11 protein-coding genes are annotated in these 17,656 nt (G+C 59.6%); 7 read left to right on the top strand and 4 right to left on the bottom strand.

Annotated features, from left to right (window positions below):
* The 3 genes from JI62_RS07550 to JI62_RS07560 all read left to right on the top strand — a co-directional run.
* On the top strand, nucleotides 1-1,742 hold a 1,742-nt coding region (locus JI62_RS07550; RefSeq protein ID WP_088699572.1), incomplete at its 5' end, for a DUF3483 domain-containing protein.
* Complete coding sequence (locus JI62_RS07555) at nucleotides 1,739-3,019, top strand: electron transfer flavoprotein subunit alpha/FixB family protein (protein ID WP_088699573.1); 1,281 nt, start codon at nucleotides 1,739-1,741, stop codon at nucleotides 3,017-3,019. The genes JI62_RS07550 and JI62_RS07555, both read left to right, overlap by 4 nt.
* Nucleotides 3,009-3,827, top strand: coding sequence for an electron transfer flavoprotein subunit beta (locus tag JI62_RS07560; protein WP_088699574.1), 819 nt, complete (start codon nucleotides 3,009-3,011; stop codon nucleotides 3,825-3,827). Before JI62_RS07555 ends, JI62_RS07560 begins: the two co-directional genes overlap by 11 nt.
* Before the next feature lie 81 nt (nucleotides 3,828-3,908).
* Here JI62_RS07560 and JI62_RS07565 read toward each other — a convergent pair whose 3' ends face one another.
* The 3 genes from JI62_RS07565 to JI62_RS07575 form a co-directional block, all read right to left on the bottom strand.
* Complete coding sequence (locus tag JI62_RS07565; RefSeq protein WP_088699575.1) at nucleotides 3,909-4,796, bottom strand: DMT family transporter; 888 nt, start codon at nucleotides 4,794-4,796, stop codon at nucleotides 3,909-3,911.
* 112 nt (nucleotides 4,797-4,908) lie between these two features.
* Nucleotides 4,909-6,657, bottom strand: coding sequence for a sodium:solute symporter family protein (locus JI62_RS07570; protein ID WP_088699576.1), 1,749 nt, complete (start codon nucleotides 6,655-6,657; stop codon nucleotides 4,909-4,911).
* Between the two features lie 167 nt (nucleotides 6,658-6,824).
* Entirely contained in the window at nucleotides 6,825-8,405 is a 1,581-nt protein-coding gene (locus JI62_RS07575; RefSeq protein WP_088699577.1) for a BCCT family transporter, read from the bottom strand.
* A 244-nt stretch (nucleotides 8,406-8,649) separates the two neighbouring features.
* Here JI62_RS07575 and fdhA point away from each other — a divergent pair, with 244 nt between their 5' ends.
* The 3 genes from fdhA to fdhF all read left to right on the top strand — a co-directional run bounded on the left by fdhA (nucleotide 8,650) and on the right by fdhF (nucleotide 14,614).
* On the top strand, nucleotides 8,650-9,840 hold the full coding sequence (gene fdhA / locus JI62_RS07580; RefSeq protein WP_088699578.1) for a formaldehyde dehydrogenase, glutathione-independent: 1,191 nt from the start codon (nucleotides 8,650-8,652) through the stop codon (nucleotides 9,838-9,840).
* A 180-nt stretch (nucleotides 9,841-10,020) separates the two neighbouring features.
* Nucleotides 10,021-11,739, top strand: a complete 1,719-nt coding sequence (locus tag JI62_RS07585; RefSeq protein ID WP_088699579.1) for an NADH-ubiquinone oxidoreductase-F iron-sulfur binding region domain-containing protein — start codon at nucleotides 10,021-10,023, stop codon at nucleotides 11,737-11,739.
* Nucleotides 11,740-11,755: 16 nt separating this feature from the next.
* Nucleotides 11,756-14,614 carry a formate dehydrogenase subunit alpha gene (gene fdhF, locus JI62_RS07590; protein WP_088699642.1) on the top strand — a complete coding sequence of 953 codons (2,859 nt, stop codon included), beginning with the start codon at nucleotides 11,756-11,758 and terminating at the stop codon, nucleotides 14,612-14,614.
* Between the two features lie 66 nt (nucleotides 14,615-14,680).
* On the opposite strand, the gene JI62_RS07595 is transcribed toward fdhF, so the two are convergent.
* Nucleotides 14,681-15,967, bottom strand: a complete 1,287-nt coding sequence (locus JI62_RS07595; protein WP_088699580.1) for an aromatic ring-hydroxylating oxygenase subunit alpha — start codon at nucleotides 15,965-15,967, stop codon at nucleotides 14,681-14,683.
* Nucleotides 15,968-16,329: 362 nt separating this feature from the next.
* On the opposite strand from JI62_RS07595, the gene JI62_RS07600 reads away from it, so the two are divergent.
* Nucleotides 16,330-17,436 carry a hybrid-cluster NAD(P)-dependent oxidoreductase gene (locus tag JI62_RS07600; protein ID WP_088699581.1) on the top strand — a complete coding sequence of 369 codons (1,107 nt, stop codon included), beginning with the start codon at nucleotides 16,330-16,332 and terminating at the stop codon, nucleotides 17,434-17,436.
* The last annotated feature ends 220 nt before the right edge of the window (nucleotides 17,437-17,656 follow it).

The raw sequence follows: 17,656 nt of genomic DNA on the forward strand, positions 1-17,656 counted from the left end.
GCATCGCGACCCCCCTGCTAGGCGGATTGTTGCTGCTGGCCAGTACCTCCATGTTCGTCGGCAGCCTCTTCGTGGCACGCCGACGTATTAATCCGCCCGCTCGGCTCTCCAAGGGGCCCTGGATGCGCCTGCCCAAGAGTCTAATGGCGTTTTCGCTAGGTGTTTTCCTAATCACTCTACCCACGGTGGGCCTACTGCCCCAGGGTTTGCTTGAAGGTGGCAGTAGCTGGCTGCTGGCGCTGGTATTGGCGGGCGTTGTGGCCTGGGGCCTGGGGGAAATGTTTTTCGGCATGACCTGGGGCGGGCCCATGAAGCACGCCTTCGCCGGTGCCTTGCACCTGGCCTTTCATCGTCGCGCCGAACGCTTTTCCACCAAGAAAGGGGGCGCTGGCCGATCAACGGGTCTCAAGGCACTCAACCTTGAGGATGAAGCGGCGCCTCTGGGCGTGGAAAAGCCAGCCGACTTTACCTGGAATCAACTGCTGGGCTTCGATGCCTGCGTGCAGTGTGGTCGCTGCGAGGCGGTGTGCCCGGCATTTGCCGCCGGTCAGCCGCTCAATCCCAAGAAGCTGATCCAGGACATGGTGGTGGGCATGGCCGGGGGCAGTGATGCCGCCTATGCTGGTTCTCCCTACCCCGGCAAGCCGGTAGGTGAACACGCTGGCTCGCCCCATGGGCCTATTGTGGCGCTACAGGGAAAGGCTTTGGTCGACGCCGATACGCTCTGGTCCTGTACGACCTGCCGCGCCTGTGTCGAAGAGTGCCCGATGATGATCGAGCATGTGGATGCGATTGTCGATATGCGCCGCCACCTGACCCTGGAGCGTGGCAAAACGCCCAACAAAGGCGCCGAAGTGCTCGATAATTTGATCGCCACCGACAATCCCGGCGGTTTCGACCCTGGCTCGCGGCTCAACTGGGCGGCGGATCTTAACCTACCGCTCATGGCAGATCTTAAGCAGGTCGATGTGCTGCTGTGGTTGGGGGATGGCGCCTTTGATATGCGCAACCAGCGTACCTTGCGCGCACTGGTCAAAGTGCTGCGCGCCGCTGAAGTCGATTTCGCAGTGTTGGGTACTGAAGAGCGCGATAGCGGCGATGTGGCGCGGCGTCTGGGCGATGAAGCGACGTTCCAGTCTCTGGCGAAGCGCAATATTGCCACTCTGGCCAAGTATCGCTTCTTGCAGATTGTTACCTGCGATCCCCACAGCTTTCATGTGCTGGGCAACGAGTATGGCGAACTGGGTGGCGACTATCAGGTTCGCCACCACAGCACCTTCATTGCCGAGCTATACGAGGCCGGTCGACTGGCGTTCGCACCTTGGAAAGGCGGCAGCGTCACCTATCACGACCCGTGTTACCTGGGGCGCTATAACGGTGAATACGAGGCACCGCGCAACGTACTTAAGGCGCTGGGTATCGAGGTCAAGGAGATGGAGCGCTCCGGCTACCGCTCGCGCTGCTGCGGCGGCGGTGGTGGGGCACCGATTACCGATATTCCCGGCGAACGGCGGATTCCCGACATGCGCATGAATGACGTCAAAGAGAGCGGCGCCGAGCTGGTCGCAGTGGGCTGCCCTCAATGTACCGCCATGCTGGAAGGGGTGGTGGATGCCAGCGCCGAAGTGCGTGATATCGCCGAGCTGGTGGCCGATGCCTTGGTAGAGCGTCCCGCGGGTGATGCGTCTGATGGGCCCCGCCGGCCTGCTGCAACGACGACGGCTGAAGAGGTTACCGTATGAGCGAGATTATACGTCGCGATCCGCGTCGCGAGTGGATCGCCCGGAATCGTCTGCACCCCGAGTACGCCACGGTGCTGGCCGCCCTGGGTGTACACAGGGGCGGCGGAGCGACCAGCGAATGGATGGGCCCCAACGGCGTGGTGCGCAAGAACCCTCGTGCCATCGGTTTTATCGGCCCTAATGGTGTCAAACGGATTGACCGCAGTGGCCTCCAGCAAGGAGGGCAGTCCACCGCGGCAACAACGGCGGCCCGCGATAGCCGCCGCACGGTGACCATTGATCAACCCGCCTTCCTGGTGGCTGTGGTGCCCGACCTGACCGGCGGGCGACTCTCCGGACATGACAAGGATCTGCTGGGCTTGGCACGGCGCCTGGCGGATGCCGACGCCGAGCATCCTGGCGCCGTGGTGGCGATCCTCTTTGGCGAGCATAAGGAAGAGGCGCTGGGCGAAGCTGGCATCGATCGCGTCGTGCATCTTGATGATGAGTTTTACGCGGGGTTCTCGCCTGAAGCGCGCCTGGCGGCTTTAAGCGCCGTCGAGCGGGAGATGACGCCGCGCTTCTGGTTGCTGCCTGACTCCCCGCTGGGGGGCGCCGACCTGGGGCGGCGTCTGTCCTTGCGCTTGGGCGAACGCGCTGCCACGGGGGTGTGGCAGATCGAAGCTGACCACGAGTCTCCACTGGGTTGGCGCTGTACGGCTCGTGGCGGCGCCGGAAGCCTGGATATCCAGCGCCCTCTGCCGCGGGTTGCCCTGGCGCTGGCCGAGTGCGCCGAACCGGTGGACGAGACCCGGCATGCGGCCGAGCACCTGACCCTGGCAGCGTCAATCCCCACCACTCTATCGCGCATTGAAGACCTGGGGCAGGTGGCGGTGGATCCCGCCGGCGTGGCGCTGGCCGAGGCCGAGTTCATCCTCTCCGGCGGCAACGGTGTTAAAGAGTGGGATGCCTTCCACCATGCCGCGAAAGTCCTCGGCGCTACCGAAGGGGCGTCCCGTGTCGCGGTGGACGACGGCTTTATGGCCCGCGATCGGCAGGTGGGTGCGACCGGCACCTGGGTAACCGCCCGAGTCTATATGGCGGTGGGTATTTCAGGCGCTATCCAGCATCTGCAGGGCATTCAGCGCTGCGACAAAGTGGTGGCGATCAATCTCGATCCGGGGTGCGACATCATCAAGCGCGCCGACCTGGCGGTGATTGGCGACAGCACGCAAATTCTGGCCGCATTAGTGGCCATGGTGGAACAGCAGCGGGGAGGTCAGCGCGATGCAGCCTGATCGACAGCAACAACAGCAGGGAATCGATGTGGCAGTGCTGGTCTCCATAGGCCGTCACCCGACAACCGGACGCGCGCGGCGCGCCGAACAGGATGCCCGGGGCCTGGAGCTAGCGCTGGCCATGGAAGCCGAACTGCCGGGCACTCGGATTAGCGTACTGCATGCGGGGCCCCAGGCGGATGACAGCGAATCGGCGCTACGCGGCTACCTGGGCATGGGGCTTGAATCCATGACCTTGCTCGAACAGCCCGCGGGCAGTGATGCCATTCTGTCCCTGGTGGAGCATTTAGCCGCTACCTCGCCCCAGCTAGTGATCACCGGTGCCCGGGCAGAGCGCGGTGAAGGCTCTGGGCTTTTGCCCTATGCGTTGGCAGAACATCTCGGCTGGCCATTGGTGAATAGCTTGGCATCGATAGAAAAGGTGGAAAATGGCGTGGTAACGCTGCTTCAGGCGTTGCCAAGGGGCCAGCGTCGCCGTCTCAAGGTGCGTCTGCCCGCTATCATCAGTGTGGATGAAGCAGCGCCGGCGGCGCGTCAAAGCGCCTTCGGCCCGGCGCGTCGCGCCACCTTTGCGGTTACGCCGACGACCCCTGAAGCCGACAGCGAGCTGGCCCAGTGGCAACTTGCCCTAGCGCGTAAACGGCCTAAGCGTCTGAAAATCGTTAAAGCTGCGTCGGCCAGGGATCGCTTCAAGGCGGCAGCGGCCAAGTCCGAGGGCAAAGGCGGGCAGGTGCTCACCGATGTGACCCCCGAGCAGGGCGCCGAGGCGATCTACAAGTTGCTCAAGGAGGAAGAGGTGCTGCGCTGAAACGCATCACGCCTCTAACCATCGTTCAAGCCCGCTTCCCTGCGGGCTTTTTGTTGGGTGATGGCCCACACGACGCATTGACTATTTGCCAACAAAGCCCGGATAAAGCTGAAGGCGCTGTCTCTCCAGACGCAAGCCTATCCAGGCATGCAGTACCAGCACCAGGATGACCACACCACCACCGAGCAGCGTCGAGGTGGTGGGTGTCTCACCTAATAACCACCACACCCATAGCGTGCCCAGCGCGGTTTCGACCAAATAAAACAGCGCCACTTCCGTTGACGACAGATAGCGAGTGGCGCTGTTGATCAGCACCGTGGCCAAGGGCATCTGCACCAGCCCCATCAGTGCCAGTACGCCATAGCGTTGGGCATCCAGATCCAACGGCGAGGCCATGGGCAGGGCAACCGTCGCAGAGAGCAGCCCACCACCGGCAACCACCGTCATAGGGTCAATCGCTGGATAGCGTCGCAGTAGAGTCAGGTTACCGCCGATAGCTGCCGCGGCCGCCAAGGCATAAAGATTACCTACCAGCATCCCCATGGCCCCTTCTCCCATGAACACCAGGCCCATGCCCAGCATGCAGACAGCAATGGCCACCAGCGTTCGCAGCGCGACTTTTTCACCCAGGAAAATCCTTGAAAACAGCGCAGCAAACAGCGGCGCGGTGCTCAGGATCACCACCACGTTGGCCACGTTGGCGTTCATGACCGCCAGCACAAAAAGGCTGGAGATGAGACCCAGCAGTATGGCTGAGGCTAGCGAGGAAAAGGGGTTGCTTCTCAGCGTTGCCAGTCGCTTGCTAACACTACACAGCACCCCCAGCACGCAGAACATTAATATTCCGCGCCAGAATACGATGGTCCAGCCATCAGTATCGGACAAGCGTATCAACAGACCGTCGAAGCTGAGGCATACCACACCGAGTATCACGATAAGCAGGCCGCGCTGGTACGAACTTAGCTGCATGATCCTATCTCCTGGTCAGCAAAAAAAACTAACCGCCCGCCGGGTAGGCGAGCGGTTGAGTGATTAGTAGCAGGCCAATGATCGTTGGCCTACTCGGGTTGGGTCTCGGCGCTTAACGATTGTCCGCCATGACCGTGCTCGCCGGGGCGGCTTTCTGATCAGGACGAACCAGCCAGTAGCCTACGGCCCCGGCGATAAACAGCATGCTGCCGCAACCTATCGCCAGCAGGTAAGCTCCTTGAACCGCACCGGATGCGAGCGCGAAGCGCTCGGCAAATCCGGCTAACGTCGCCGCGTACTGCTGCCACAAAAACAGCCCGATGGCGACTCCAGAGAGCATGGTGCATATCGCGATCCAACGGGTGCCCGATACCCAACCGCTTACCGCGCCGCTATCAAACTCATGCAGGAAAGCCCGGTACGCTGTCTCTGCCTGACTTACACGCGTCATTTTTGACGCCAGCGTAATCGCTACCAGCGCCATCAGCGTACTCAGCAGCACCGGATGCAGATAAACCGGCAGGCTGAGCCACTCGGCCTGCACCATCAACGAGAGAGCGACATTGCCGACAAAGCCCACGGCCAAGCCCCAGCTCGCGCCTGCGGCGGTGATCCTGCGACTCCAGATGCTCATCAACGCCACCGGGCCCCAGGAGGAGGCAAACAGGGTGGCGGCAAACCACACCACCGACATCACTGCCGGCGGTTGGAACAGCGCGAGCAGCAGTGCTATCAGGCCCGCGCCAAGCACCGCCATACGGCTTTTGCGCATGGCCGATTTTTCGTCGGTTGAGGCGGGCAGGATATCGTTGGAAAGGCTAAAACCAATGATCGACAGAAACGTCGAGCAGGACGAGAGCCCAGCAGCGAACACCCCGGTCAGAATGACCACCCCAAGCCAGGTAGGCAGCACGTTGAGGGCCACCCATATCATGGAGCGTTCAGGGTCGAGCTGCGGGTCATAAAGGTTGATCGCCGCGCCAGTCATCATCATTAGAGCGTAGAAAACGGCAAGTGCCACGGCGGTCAGCATGGCCGAGCGCATCACCACGTGCTCGTTGCGGGCCATCAGGTAGCGGCTGGATTGCCAGGGACTTGCCGCCAGCACCGCCGCCCAGACCAGGCCCAGCGTCAGGCCCCAGATCAGCGCCTCGCCGGGAGAGGAGAAGCTGGCCTCCGGCCCTTCGATCACCCCATGCCACAGCGCGATGCCGGGCTTGTCCGTCTGAATCAGCAGCCCTTCGACGACCCCGCTCCAACCGCCTAAGTCCTGAATGACATACAGCGAGCCGCCCACTGCGGCCAGCGAGAAGATCACGAACATGATGGTGTCGGTCAGCATGACCCCCGGTGAGCCGGAGTAGAGGATGAAACCGGTATAGGTCGCCCACACCAGCACCAGGCCCACCCAGTAGGGCATCCCGGTCAATTCCGAAAACATGATGCCCGCGCCCTGCATTACGCCCAGCAGGTAAGCGCCCAGGCCGACGATCGTGGTGAGCCCGGCAATGGCCTGCACCCGGCGCGAGGCAAAGCGTTTACCGAAGAACTCCGGCACGGTACGTGCCCCGCTGCGGCGCAGATAGCGGCCAAACACCAGCGCGCCCAGCAGGCAGCCCGAGGTGCTCACCGCCGCAAAGATCAACATGACAAACGGATAGCCCTGATAGGCAAAACCCGTCTCGCCGAGAAAGGCGCTGGTGCTTAAGTAGCTGGCCACCAGCGTGCCCAGTATAAAGAAGGTGGGCGCATTGCGACCGGCGACCAGATAGTCATCCAGCCCCTTGACGCGCCGCCCGGCCAGATGGCCGATGACAAAATAGCCGACCAGACTCAGCAGTATTGCGATGGTGTAGATCATGGAAATAGCCGTGGAGTTGTTGACGTTGTTTAGCTATGGTGCAGCGCTTTACCTGCCTTCTCATTGCCATTAGCGGCACACAGTGCCGGAATCACGACACCATATCCGCAAACCAAAAGGGGCGCCATGGCATTGGCGCCCCCGAAAGCAACAGATGGTTGGTTTGATTAGCTAGCGATTTTAGGCATCGCGTTGCTCTGCTGCCACTCTTTGTGAAGCCCTTTGTAGAGGCTGAAACACATCAGCAAGAGTACCAGTGTAAAGGGCAGCCCTGTGGCCACCGCGCCCGCCTGCAGTGCGCTGAGTGCCGTGCTCCCTCCGCCATACAGCAACACACCAGCAATCACGCCTTCAAGCGTTGCCCAGAATACCCGCTGACTCTTGGGCGCATCGGTCTTGCCACCGGCGGTGATGTTGTCGATGACCAGCGAGCCGGAGTCGGACGAGGTAATAAAGAACACCAACACCAGAATAATCGCCAGCGTCGAGGTGATACTGGTCAGGGGCAACTGCTCCAGCATATGGAACATGGCAAGCGAAACGTCGCCAATACCGTTAGCCAGTTCACCCACACCGTTGGCAGCCTGATAAAGCGCAGTGCCGCCAAAGGCGCTCATCCACACCAGTGTGACCAGCGTGGGTACCAGCAGTACGGCGATGAGAAACTCACGAACCGTGCGCCCCCGTGATACACGAGCGATAAACATGCCGACAAACGGTGACCAGGAGATCCACCACGCCCAATAGAAGACGGTCCAGCCGTGGTACCAGGTGTCATCATCGCGGCCAATCCAGTTCGACAGCGGCAGCAGGTGGCTTGCGTAGTCCAGTGCGGTGGTGCCAATCCCCGTCAGAATCATCAGGGTAGGCCCTGCCACCACCACAAACAGCAGCAACGCCGCCGCGATGACCATGTTGATATTCGAGAACAGCTTAACGCCACCGTCGATACCCCGCCATACCGAGATCAGCGCAATGACCGTGACCACCACGATAATTGCCAACTGGGTACCGATGGTATTAGGGACATCGAACAGGTAGGCGAGGCCGCCAGCTGCCTGGGTAGCGCCAAACCCAAGTGAGGTAGCCAAGCCAAAAATGGTGGCCAGCACGGCAAGAATATCGATGATATGGCCCGCCCAGCCGCGCGTTCGCTCGCCTAGGATGGGGTAGAAAGCGGAGCGAAGCGTCAGCGGCAAGCCCTTGTTATAGGAAAAGAAGGCCAGCGAGAGTGCCACCACGCCATAAATGGCCCAGGGGTGCAGTCCCCAGTGGAACATGGTTGCCCCCATGGCGGCGCTGGCGCCCTCCGGCGTCCCTGCCGGTGTATTCAAGGGCGTTCCATACCAGTCGGTGTAGTAGGCTACGGGCTCAGCAACGCTCCAGAACATCAGGCCAATACCCATGCCCGCTGCAAACAGCATGGCGAACCAGGAGGTGCGCGAGTATTCAGGTTTTGCATCCTTACCGCCTAGCCGAATCCGCCCGAGTGGCAAGCAGATCAGTACAAGGCAAAACACCACAAAAATATTGCCAGCGATCATAAACAGCCAGTCGAAGTGTTCGATCGACCAGTTTTTGGCAAGCCCTAAGTGGGTATTAGCAGCATCTGGATAGACCAGCGCGTAGATAATAAACAGTAGGATGGCGAGAGCGGAAAGCGGAAAGACGGGGTTATGAAAGTCCAACCCCAATATCTGAGTATTGTCCTGTCCGGGCGACAGAACCGGGTCGTCGTTGTTATTCATCAGGTTTCCTTGGTGGCTCTTGTTAGACGTCGGGTATGCATCACCATTGCCGACGCTATGAATTGTTGGGCCTGTTTCAAAAGAGGAATGTCGTGAAAGCGACCTCTATCTATTCGTCTTGGCTAGGATGTCTTGAATAGATACGTGAGTGCCTTATTCGGGTAAGTCCTTAAGCGCGGAGGGGATAGGGTGGGAAAGCGCCATCAACCATCATGAACAGAACAATAAACCACAGGAGCCAGCCATGAATGCAGCCAACCGCGGAGTGGTCTACAAGGGGCCGGGTGAGGTCGCCGTTGAGTCCATCGCCTATCCTGAACTCGCCCTCGGCAATCGCAAATGCGAGCACGGCGTGATTCTCAAAGTAGTCACCACCAATATCTGTGGCAGCGACCAGCATATGGTACGCGGCCGCACCACCGCCTCACCTGGCCTGGTACTCGGCCACGAAATCACGGGTTTGGTGATTGAGGCCGGCCGTGATGTTGAATTCATCAAGCCGGGCGATCTGGTCTCGGTGCCGTTCAACATTGCCTGCGGCCGCTGCCGCAACTGTAAAGAGGGCCGCACCGGGATCTGCCTCAACGTTAATCCAGCCCGCCCAGGCGCTGCCTATGGCTACGTGGATATGGGCGGCTGGGTCGGCGGCCAGACCGAATATGTCATGGTTCCCTATGCGGACTTTAATCTGCTGAAGTTTCCGGATGCCGATCAGGCCATGGAGAAGATCAAGGATCTGACCCTGCTCTCCGATATTTTCCCCACCGGCTTCCACGGCTGTGTGACCGCCGGTGTCGGCCCCGGCAGCACCGTCTATATCGCTGGTGCTGGGCCTGTGGGGCTGGCCGCTGCGGTTTCCGCTCAACTGCTGGGTGCGGCCTGCGTGATCGTTGGTGATATGATCGAAGAGCGCCTGGCCCAGGCCCGCAGCTTTGGCTGTGAGACCATCGACCTGACCCAGGACGGTGACATGGCCGACAAGATCGAGGTGATTCTCGGCGAGCGTGAGGTTGATGCCTTTGTCGACTGCGTTGGCTTTGAGGCTCACGCCTGTGGCTGCAATCACGGCAAAGAAGCGCCTGCGACGGTGCTCAACTCGGCGATGTCGTTGACCCGAGCCGGTGGTCAGATCGGTATTCCGGGCCTCTACGTGACCGAAGATCCCGGCGCGGAAGACGATGCTGCCAAGCAGGGCTCGCTGAGCATGCGCTTTGGCCTCGGGTGGGCCAAGTCACACAGTTTCCATACGGGGCAGTGCCCGGTGATGAAATACCATCGCCCGTTGATGCAGGCTATTCTGTTCGGCAAGGTCAATATTGCCGATGCGGTGAATGTCCAAATGATTAACCTGGATCAGGCGCCCCAGGGCTACGCCGACTTCGATGGCGGTGCGGCTAAGAAATTCGTTATTGACCCACATGGCAGCGTGGCTTAATAACTTATTTAATAAGCACTGAGTAATCAGCACTGAGCAATAAGTCCTGAGCAATATGGCCTGAGTAACAAGCCCTGACCACTGCCTGAGGGCAGGCTAGTGCGACCCTAGACGGCGCCCCGCGGGGTGCCGTCTTTGTTCATTCGGCAAAAAGCTGATCAAGATAATAATGAGTAACCCATGACCGTCCAGACCGTGATCCCCAAGCGCCGCTTCCGCGGCAAGCCCCGCGGCCGTGAACTCGACCCCCATCTTCTTGAGGCGTTGCGTGAGCTGCTGGGCGACGAACGCCAGGACGCCACGCTGCGCCGCCGCGACTTATTGATTGAACACCTGCATGCCCTTCAGGATAACCGCGGTCATCTGCTGTTGGCAGATCTGCGTGCTCTGGCGGCTTATATGAACCTGCCCATGGCGGCCATTTACGAAACCGCCACCTTCTATGCCCACTTCGATGTCATTCACGATGACCAACTGCCGCCGCCCGCGGTGACCATTCGCGTCTGCGACTCCCTAACCTGTCAATTGGCCGGTGCCGAGGCGCTTAAGGCACAGCTGGAAGCGAATGTGGATATCGAGCAGGTGCGAGTGCTGCGCGCTCCTTGCATGGGGCGCTGCGACACGGCGCCGGTGGCGGAAGTGGGGCACTATCATGTGCCGTTCGCTACTCAGGAGCGTATCGCGTCGGTGATCGAGGAAGCACACTTTCATCCTGACCCCGTCGATTGGCAGCGACTGGACGACTATCGCCGCGAGGGCGGTTTCGCGTTACTGCAAGCCTGCCGTGAGGGAGAGGTCACGGTGGAAGCGCTGATGGAGGCGATGCAGCAGGCCAATCTGCGCGGCCTGGGTGGCGCGGGTTTCCCTACCTTCAAAAAATGGACGTTCGTGCGCCAGGAGGCCGGCCCCCGTTACTGCGCTATCAATGCCGACGAGGGCGAGCCCGGTACCTTCAAGGATCGCTATTACCTGGAAAATTCGCCCCACCAGTTCCTTGAAGGCGCCTTGGTCAGCGCCTGGGCGGTAGAGGCCGAGGCGCTGTATATCTATCTGCGCGATGAGTATCCGGCGTTACACGGCGTGCTGCGCGAGGCGATTGGCGAACTGGAGGCTGCTGGTCTGGTGGCGCCGGGTTACATTGTGCTGCGTCGTGGTGCGGGGGCTTATATCTGCGGCGAAGAGTCGGCGATGATCGAATCGTTGGAAGGTAAACCGGGCAAACCCCGCCACCGCCCGCCGTTTGTGGCTCAGAAGGGGCTCTTTGATCGGCCGACGCTGGTCAATAACGTCGAGACCGTCTACTGGATCCCCATGATCTGGCAGCGTGGCGCGGAGGCTTTCTCCAGCCAGGGTCGCCATGGCCGCGTAGGGTTACGCAGTTTCTCTGTCTCGGGTCGGGTCAAGCAGCCCGGTGTGTATTTGGCGCCCGCGGGGATAACCCTTCAGGAATTAATTGACGAGTATTGCGAAGGCATGGCCGACGGCCACCGCCTAGCGGCCTACCTACCCGGCGGCGCCTCCGGCGGCATTCTGCCCGCTGCCAAGGCCGATATTCCCCTCGATTTCGACACCCTTCAGGAGCACGGCTGTTTTATCGGTTCCGCAGCGGTGATCGTACTCTCCGATCAGGACGATCTGCGCGGGGTGGCTACCAACCTATTGGCCTTTTTTGCCGATGAGTCCTGTGGCCAATGCACGCCCTGCCGGGTGGGCACGGAAAAAATGCTCACCCTGCTCGAGCGGAATGAGTGGGACGCCGGGCTGATGACGCAGCTCTCCCAGGTAATGATCGATGCCTCTATTTGCGGACTCGGCCAAGCGGCACCTAATCCGGTGCTGGGGCTGTTGAAGGATTTCCGCGGCGAGCTGGCCGCCCAGAACGTAATCGTCAAGGGGTAGGGGGATGAACATGAGCATGAGCGAACAAAACCCAGGCAAAAGCTTTACCCTGACGCTGGATGGCGTTGAGGTGAGTGCAACCCCCGGTGAAAGCCTCTGGCAGGTGGCCAAGCGCGCCGGCGAGACCATTCCCCATCTCTGTTTTAAGGACACAAGCGGTTACCGCGCCGACGGCAACTGCCGCGCCTGTATGGTGGAAATCGAGGGCGAGCGCACCCTGGCCGCCAGCTGTCTCCGTGAGGCAGCCCCCGGCATGGTGGTCAAAAGCGCCAACTCCGAACGGGCGCATACCGCCCGCAAGATGGTCATGGAGATGCTGCTGGTCGACCAGCCTGAGCGGGAAGAGAGCCCCGACAGCTCAAGCCACTTTTGGGCCATGGCTGACCAGTTGGCCATTGATGCCACGGCGGTGCGCCGTAAACTGCCCAGGCGCGAAGAGCGCGAGGCGCCCACCGTACATCATGTGGCGTCCCGGGCGGAAAGTCTGGAACAAGACAGCAGCCACTCTGCCATGCGCGTCAATCTTGACGCCTGCATCGAGTGCAACCTGTGTGTGCGTGCCTGTCGCGAAGTGCAGGTTAACGACGTGATCGGTCTGGCCCACCGCGGCGCGGCATCCAAGATCGTGTTTGATTTCGACGACCCCATGGGGGATAGCACCTGCGTGGCCTGTGGCGAGTGTGTGCAGGCCTGCCCCACTGGCGCGCTTATGCCCGCCACTCTGGTTAACGCAGAAGGGCGCGGTGATTCTGCGGTGGCTGACCGCCAGGTCGATTCGGTCTGCCCCTACTGCGGGGTGGGTTGCCAGCTCACCTACCATATCAAGGATGACGAGATCCTTTACGTGGAGGGCCGCGACGGCCCCTCTAACGAGAACCGGCTGTGTGTTAAAGGCCGCTTCGGCTATGACTATCCGCGCCATCCATCCCGACTAATCGCTCCGCTGATTCGCCGTGAAGGTGTCGCTAAAGGGATTGATCCGGACTTCGACCCTGCCAAGCCGTTGACCCATTTCCGTGAGGCCAGTTGGGACGAAGCCCTGGATGTTGCTGCCAGCGGGCTTGTGAACCTAAAAGCGGCCCATGGCCCGGATGCCCTGGCCGGGTTCGGTAGCGCCAAGTGCTCCAACGAAGAGGCGTGGCTGTTCCAGAAACTGGTACGTACCGGCTTCGGCTCCAACCATGTGGATCACTGCACCCGCTTGTGCCATGCCAGCTCCGTGGCGGCACTCATGGAGTGTATTGGCTCGGGCTCGGTCACCGCCTCCTTTATGCAGGCCAGCCAGGCCGATGTGGTCATTCTTACCGGCTGCAACCCGGCTGTGAATCACCCGGTGGCGGCTACTTTCTTCAAGCAGGCCGCCAAACGTGGCACCAAGATCGTGATCCTCGACCCCCGCGGTCAGGCGCTGGATGCCTATGCCCACCTGAGCGTGCGCTTTTCACCGGGCGCTGATGTGGCGCTGTTCAATGCCATCCTCAATGTGGTCATCAGCGAGGAGCTGTATGACACGGCCTATATCGCCGAGCATACCGAGGGCTTTGAGGCCCTTAAATTGCACACGGTGGATATGACCCCCGAAGCGATGAGCGGCCTGTGCGGTGTTGAGCCCGAGATCATCCGCGATGTGGCAAGGCTGTATGCCAACGCTGAACGGGCGATGATTTTCTGGGGCATGGGCATTTCCCAGCACACCCATGGCACCGATAACGCCCGCTGTCTGATCTCGCTGGCGTTGGCCTGCGGCCAGACCGGTCGCCCCGGCACCGGCCTGCACCCTTTGCGGGGGCAGAACAACGTTCAGGGCGCGTCTGATGCCGGTCTGATACCCATGGTCATGCCGGACTACCAGCCCGTTAGCGATGCCCAGGTACGCAGTGCCTTCGAAGAGCTGTGGAATACCAAACTGGATCCCACACCCGGCCTCACCGTGGTGGAAATCATGGACGCCATCACCGCGGGCACCATTCGCGGTATGTATATCCAGGGCGAAAACCCGGCGATGTCCGACCCGGATCTGGCCCACGCCCGGGCTGCCCTGGCCAAGCTGGAGCATCTGGTGGTTCAGGATCTATTTGTCACTGAGACCGCCCAGTTCGCCGATGTCATCCTGCCTGCCTCCGCCTGGCCCGAGAAAAACGGCACCGTCACCAACACCAATCGCCAAGTGCAGATGGGGCGTGCGGCGCTGCCGCTGCCGGGCCAAGCCAAGCCGGATTGGTGGATCATTCAAGAGATTGCCAAACGTTTTGGCCTGGGCTGGGATTACCAGCACCCGCGGGACGTCTTCGCCGAGATGAAGCAAGGCATGGCCTCTCTCGACCATATTTCCTGGGAGCGTTTGGAGCGTGAGCAGTCGGTGACCTACCCCTGCCCAGCGGAGGACTCGCCAGGGTACGACGTGGTCTTCAGCGATGCCTTCCCCACTGCCAGCGGTCGGGCGAAGTTCGCCCCCACGCGCCCGCTGCCACCGGATGAGCCAGTAGATAACGACTATCCCACGGTACTGACTACCGGGCGCCAGTTAGAGCACTGGCATACCGGTTCCATGACCCGGCGCGCCAAAGTGCTTGATGACCTGGAGCCGGAAGCCGTAGCCAGCCTGGCCCCCGCTGAGTTTATTCGATTGGGAATGGCGCCGGGCGATGACCTGACAATCGCCACCCGGCGGGGCTCCATCACTCTCAAAGCGAGGACGGATCCGGGAATGCCGGAGGGGATGGTCTTCGTGCCCTTCTGTTACGGGGAAGCAGCGGCGAACTTGTTAACCAACCCGGCGCTGGATCCTTATGGCAAGATTCCGGAGTTCAAGTATGCCGCTTGCCGGTTGAGCCGCAGTGCTACCCTTCAAGAGAAGGAGTCGCTAAGCGTCTAAAAATACTTGTCCACTACAGCCTGGCCCGCATTAGCGGGCCAGGCTTTTTTTATAATCCTGAGAACCTCAACCCTGAGCTAGATGAAGCGTCGGGGTATCGTAGCCTAAGTTCTCAAGCACCCGATTGGCGTACCAGTCGACAAAATCGATAACACCGAACTCATAGGTTTCAGAGTAAGGGCCGGGTTGGTAGGCCTTGGAGTTGATGCCGCGCTGGTTCTCTTCGGCCAGTTGGCGATCCTGGTCGTTGGTGGCATCCCATACGCGGCGCAGCTGTTCGGGGTCGTAGTCAACGCCTTCCACCGCGTCCTTGTGAACCAGCCACTTGGTGGTCACCACGGTTTGCTGCGGGCCAAGGGGAAGTACGCGGAACACCACCGCGTGATCGCCCATGAAGTGATTCCATGAATTGGGCAGGTGCAGGATGCGCAGCGAGCCCATATCAGGGTTGGGTAGGCGGCCCATTAGCTTCTTACAGCCGGGCTTACCGTCCATTGTCATGGAGACAATACCGTCCAGCAGCGGCGTGCGGGTCAGACGATTGCGTTTGCCAAAGCGCTTCAACTGATAGGGCACTTTCGCCTCATCCCAATCCGCTTGTTTACATGCCACCAGCTCCTTATAGGCGGGCGTTGCGCGCGGATCGTCGGTGTCATCAAACTCCTGCAATGAGTTCAGCAGCTCAGGGTGTGCGCCGTTGCAGTGATAGCACTCGCGGTTATTTTCGATGACCAGCTTCCAGTTGGCTTGCTCGACGATACTGGACTCGGTGGCGACCTTGACGTTGTCCATCTGGTAGGGCTCAAGATAGTGCTCAAGCGTTTCCAGAAAGTCATCCATGGGGGTCGGGTTGTCGCTTAAGTTGATAAAGATGAAGCCGCCGGCGGTGCAAACGCTGACCGGCTTGAGGCCAAACTGATCCAGGTTGAAATCAGTGCCCATATCGCTGCCGGCAAACAGCAAGCGACCATCAAGCTCGTAAGTCCACTGGTGATAGGGGCAAACAAGTTTTGCCACTTTGCCTTTATCCTTTACGCAAAGTCGCGAACCGCGGTGGCGGCAGACATTGTGAAAGGCATGAATGGTACCTTCACCACCGCGTACGATGACAACGGGGTTGTCACCGATATCCAGTGTCATGAAGTTACCCTTGGTGGGGATCTCGCATGTCATTCCTGCGAACAGCCACTCTTTCTCAAACACCTCTTGCATATCAATTGCAAACAGGCGGGCATCGTTATAAAACGGCTGCGGAAGTGAAAAGGTGCGCTCCCTCGTTTGCAGCATATTGGCCGTTGACTCACGGGCCGCGACGAGCGGGTCATCCATTGTGTTTAACACGTACTTTTGCATACCAGTATCCTCGTAAACCACCGCTTTCCCCTCTAGGGCTGCGAGTCGGCCGTTAGTCAAGATTGTTTATCTTGTTGTTCTGTTGCGTAACCTGGCGTTTTATTCAAATGTGGTCTGACGTCAGGGACAGATTGTGTTGCAGGCTACTCCCTGCCAGTTATCTGCCCGCGACATTAGGTGGCGTAGTGGCGACTAAAAAAGAGGTTTCTAAACGATAAAGAGTGGCACGAGGTAAGTGCGCGTCGTTGTCAGGTAAGTCGGCTAGCAGGCGCATCCCCAGAATGCATCTCAACGGTACTGACCGTATAGCGATTACGGTTCGGTGATGCATAGTGATAACGGCTGGTCAGGCAGAGGCGATAATGACAACCAATTTCTTCAATCCGGTCACGACCCAAACCTGGACCAACGGCCGTCACCAGGTACGTTGCGTTAAGGTCATCCAGGAAACCCAGGACGTGCGCACGTTCTGTTTTATGGCCGAGCAGCCTGTACTGTTCTTTTTCAAGCCCGGTCAGTTCGTGACGCTGGAGCTTGAGATTGATCATCAGCCGATCATGCGCTCCTATACGATTTCCAGTTCCCCTTCGATCCCTTACAGCTTTTCCATCACCGTTAAGCAAGTGCCTGGGGGTAAGGTATCCAACTGGCTGCATGCGAACCTGAAAGTGGGTGACGAGCTGGTCGTGCACGGCCCGGTAGGCAACTTCAACTCCATCGACTTTCCTGCCGAAAAAGTATTGTTTCTCTCTGGCGGTGTCGGCATTACCCCATTGATGTCCATGACACGCTGGCTTTTTGATACTAATGCCACTGTGGACGTTGAGTTCATACACAGCGCTCGAGCCCCTCGTGATGTGATTTATCATCGCGAGCTGGTGCATATGTTTTCGCGCATTCCTGAGTTCAAGCTGCATATCATATGCGAGAGCAAGGAGGACATTGGTGAGGCCTGGGCCGGCTACCGTGGCTACCTTACTCAGCCGCTGTTCGAACTCATTGTGCCGGACTTCATGGAAAGGGAGATATTCTGCTGCGGCCCGACCCCCTACATGAACGCCATCAAAAATATTCTGCGTGCCAACAACTTCAACATGGATCACTACCATGAGGAGTCGTTTGGCGCGACGCCGGTTGAGGTACGTGAAGATGTCCTTGAGCTGGCTGAGCAGGCGGAAGTCGAAGCCGAAAATGTCGATACCAGCGAATTGCACAGCATCGAGTTTGCCTCTTCAGGGAAAAGTGTGCGCATTCAGCCGGGTGAGACGGTTCATGCGGCGGCAGCCAAGCTGGGTCTGCATATTCCCAAGGCCTGTGGTATGGGGATTTGCGGTACTTGCCGTGTAGAGCTCAAATCGGGTGAGGTGGAAATGGAGCATAACGGCGGTATCACGGATGAGGATGTCGAAGAAGGCTATATCTTGTCTTGCTGCAGCCGTCCTAAAGGAGATCTGGTGGTGGATTTCTAGCGCTGGCAGCCATTTTAATCCCTGTCACAAAACGCCCTTTATGGTTATGGCCGTAAAGGGCGTTTTGGTTTTAGTGATAACCAATAAACCTCCATCTTGGACAGCACTGGTCGCTAATAAGTAAGCATTCACCATTGGTTATACCCTGCTGGGATGGGGCTTTTTCGGCGGCTTTTCCGGTGCTTTCGCGTCAGCAGCAACCTAAATGTAGCCGATGTCG

This window comes from Halomonas campaniensis (assembly GCF_002211105.1).
Lineage (GTDB): Bacteria > Pseudomonadota > Gammaproteobacteria > Pseudomonadales > Halomonadaceae > Vreelandella > Vreelandella campaniensis_A.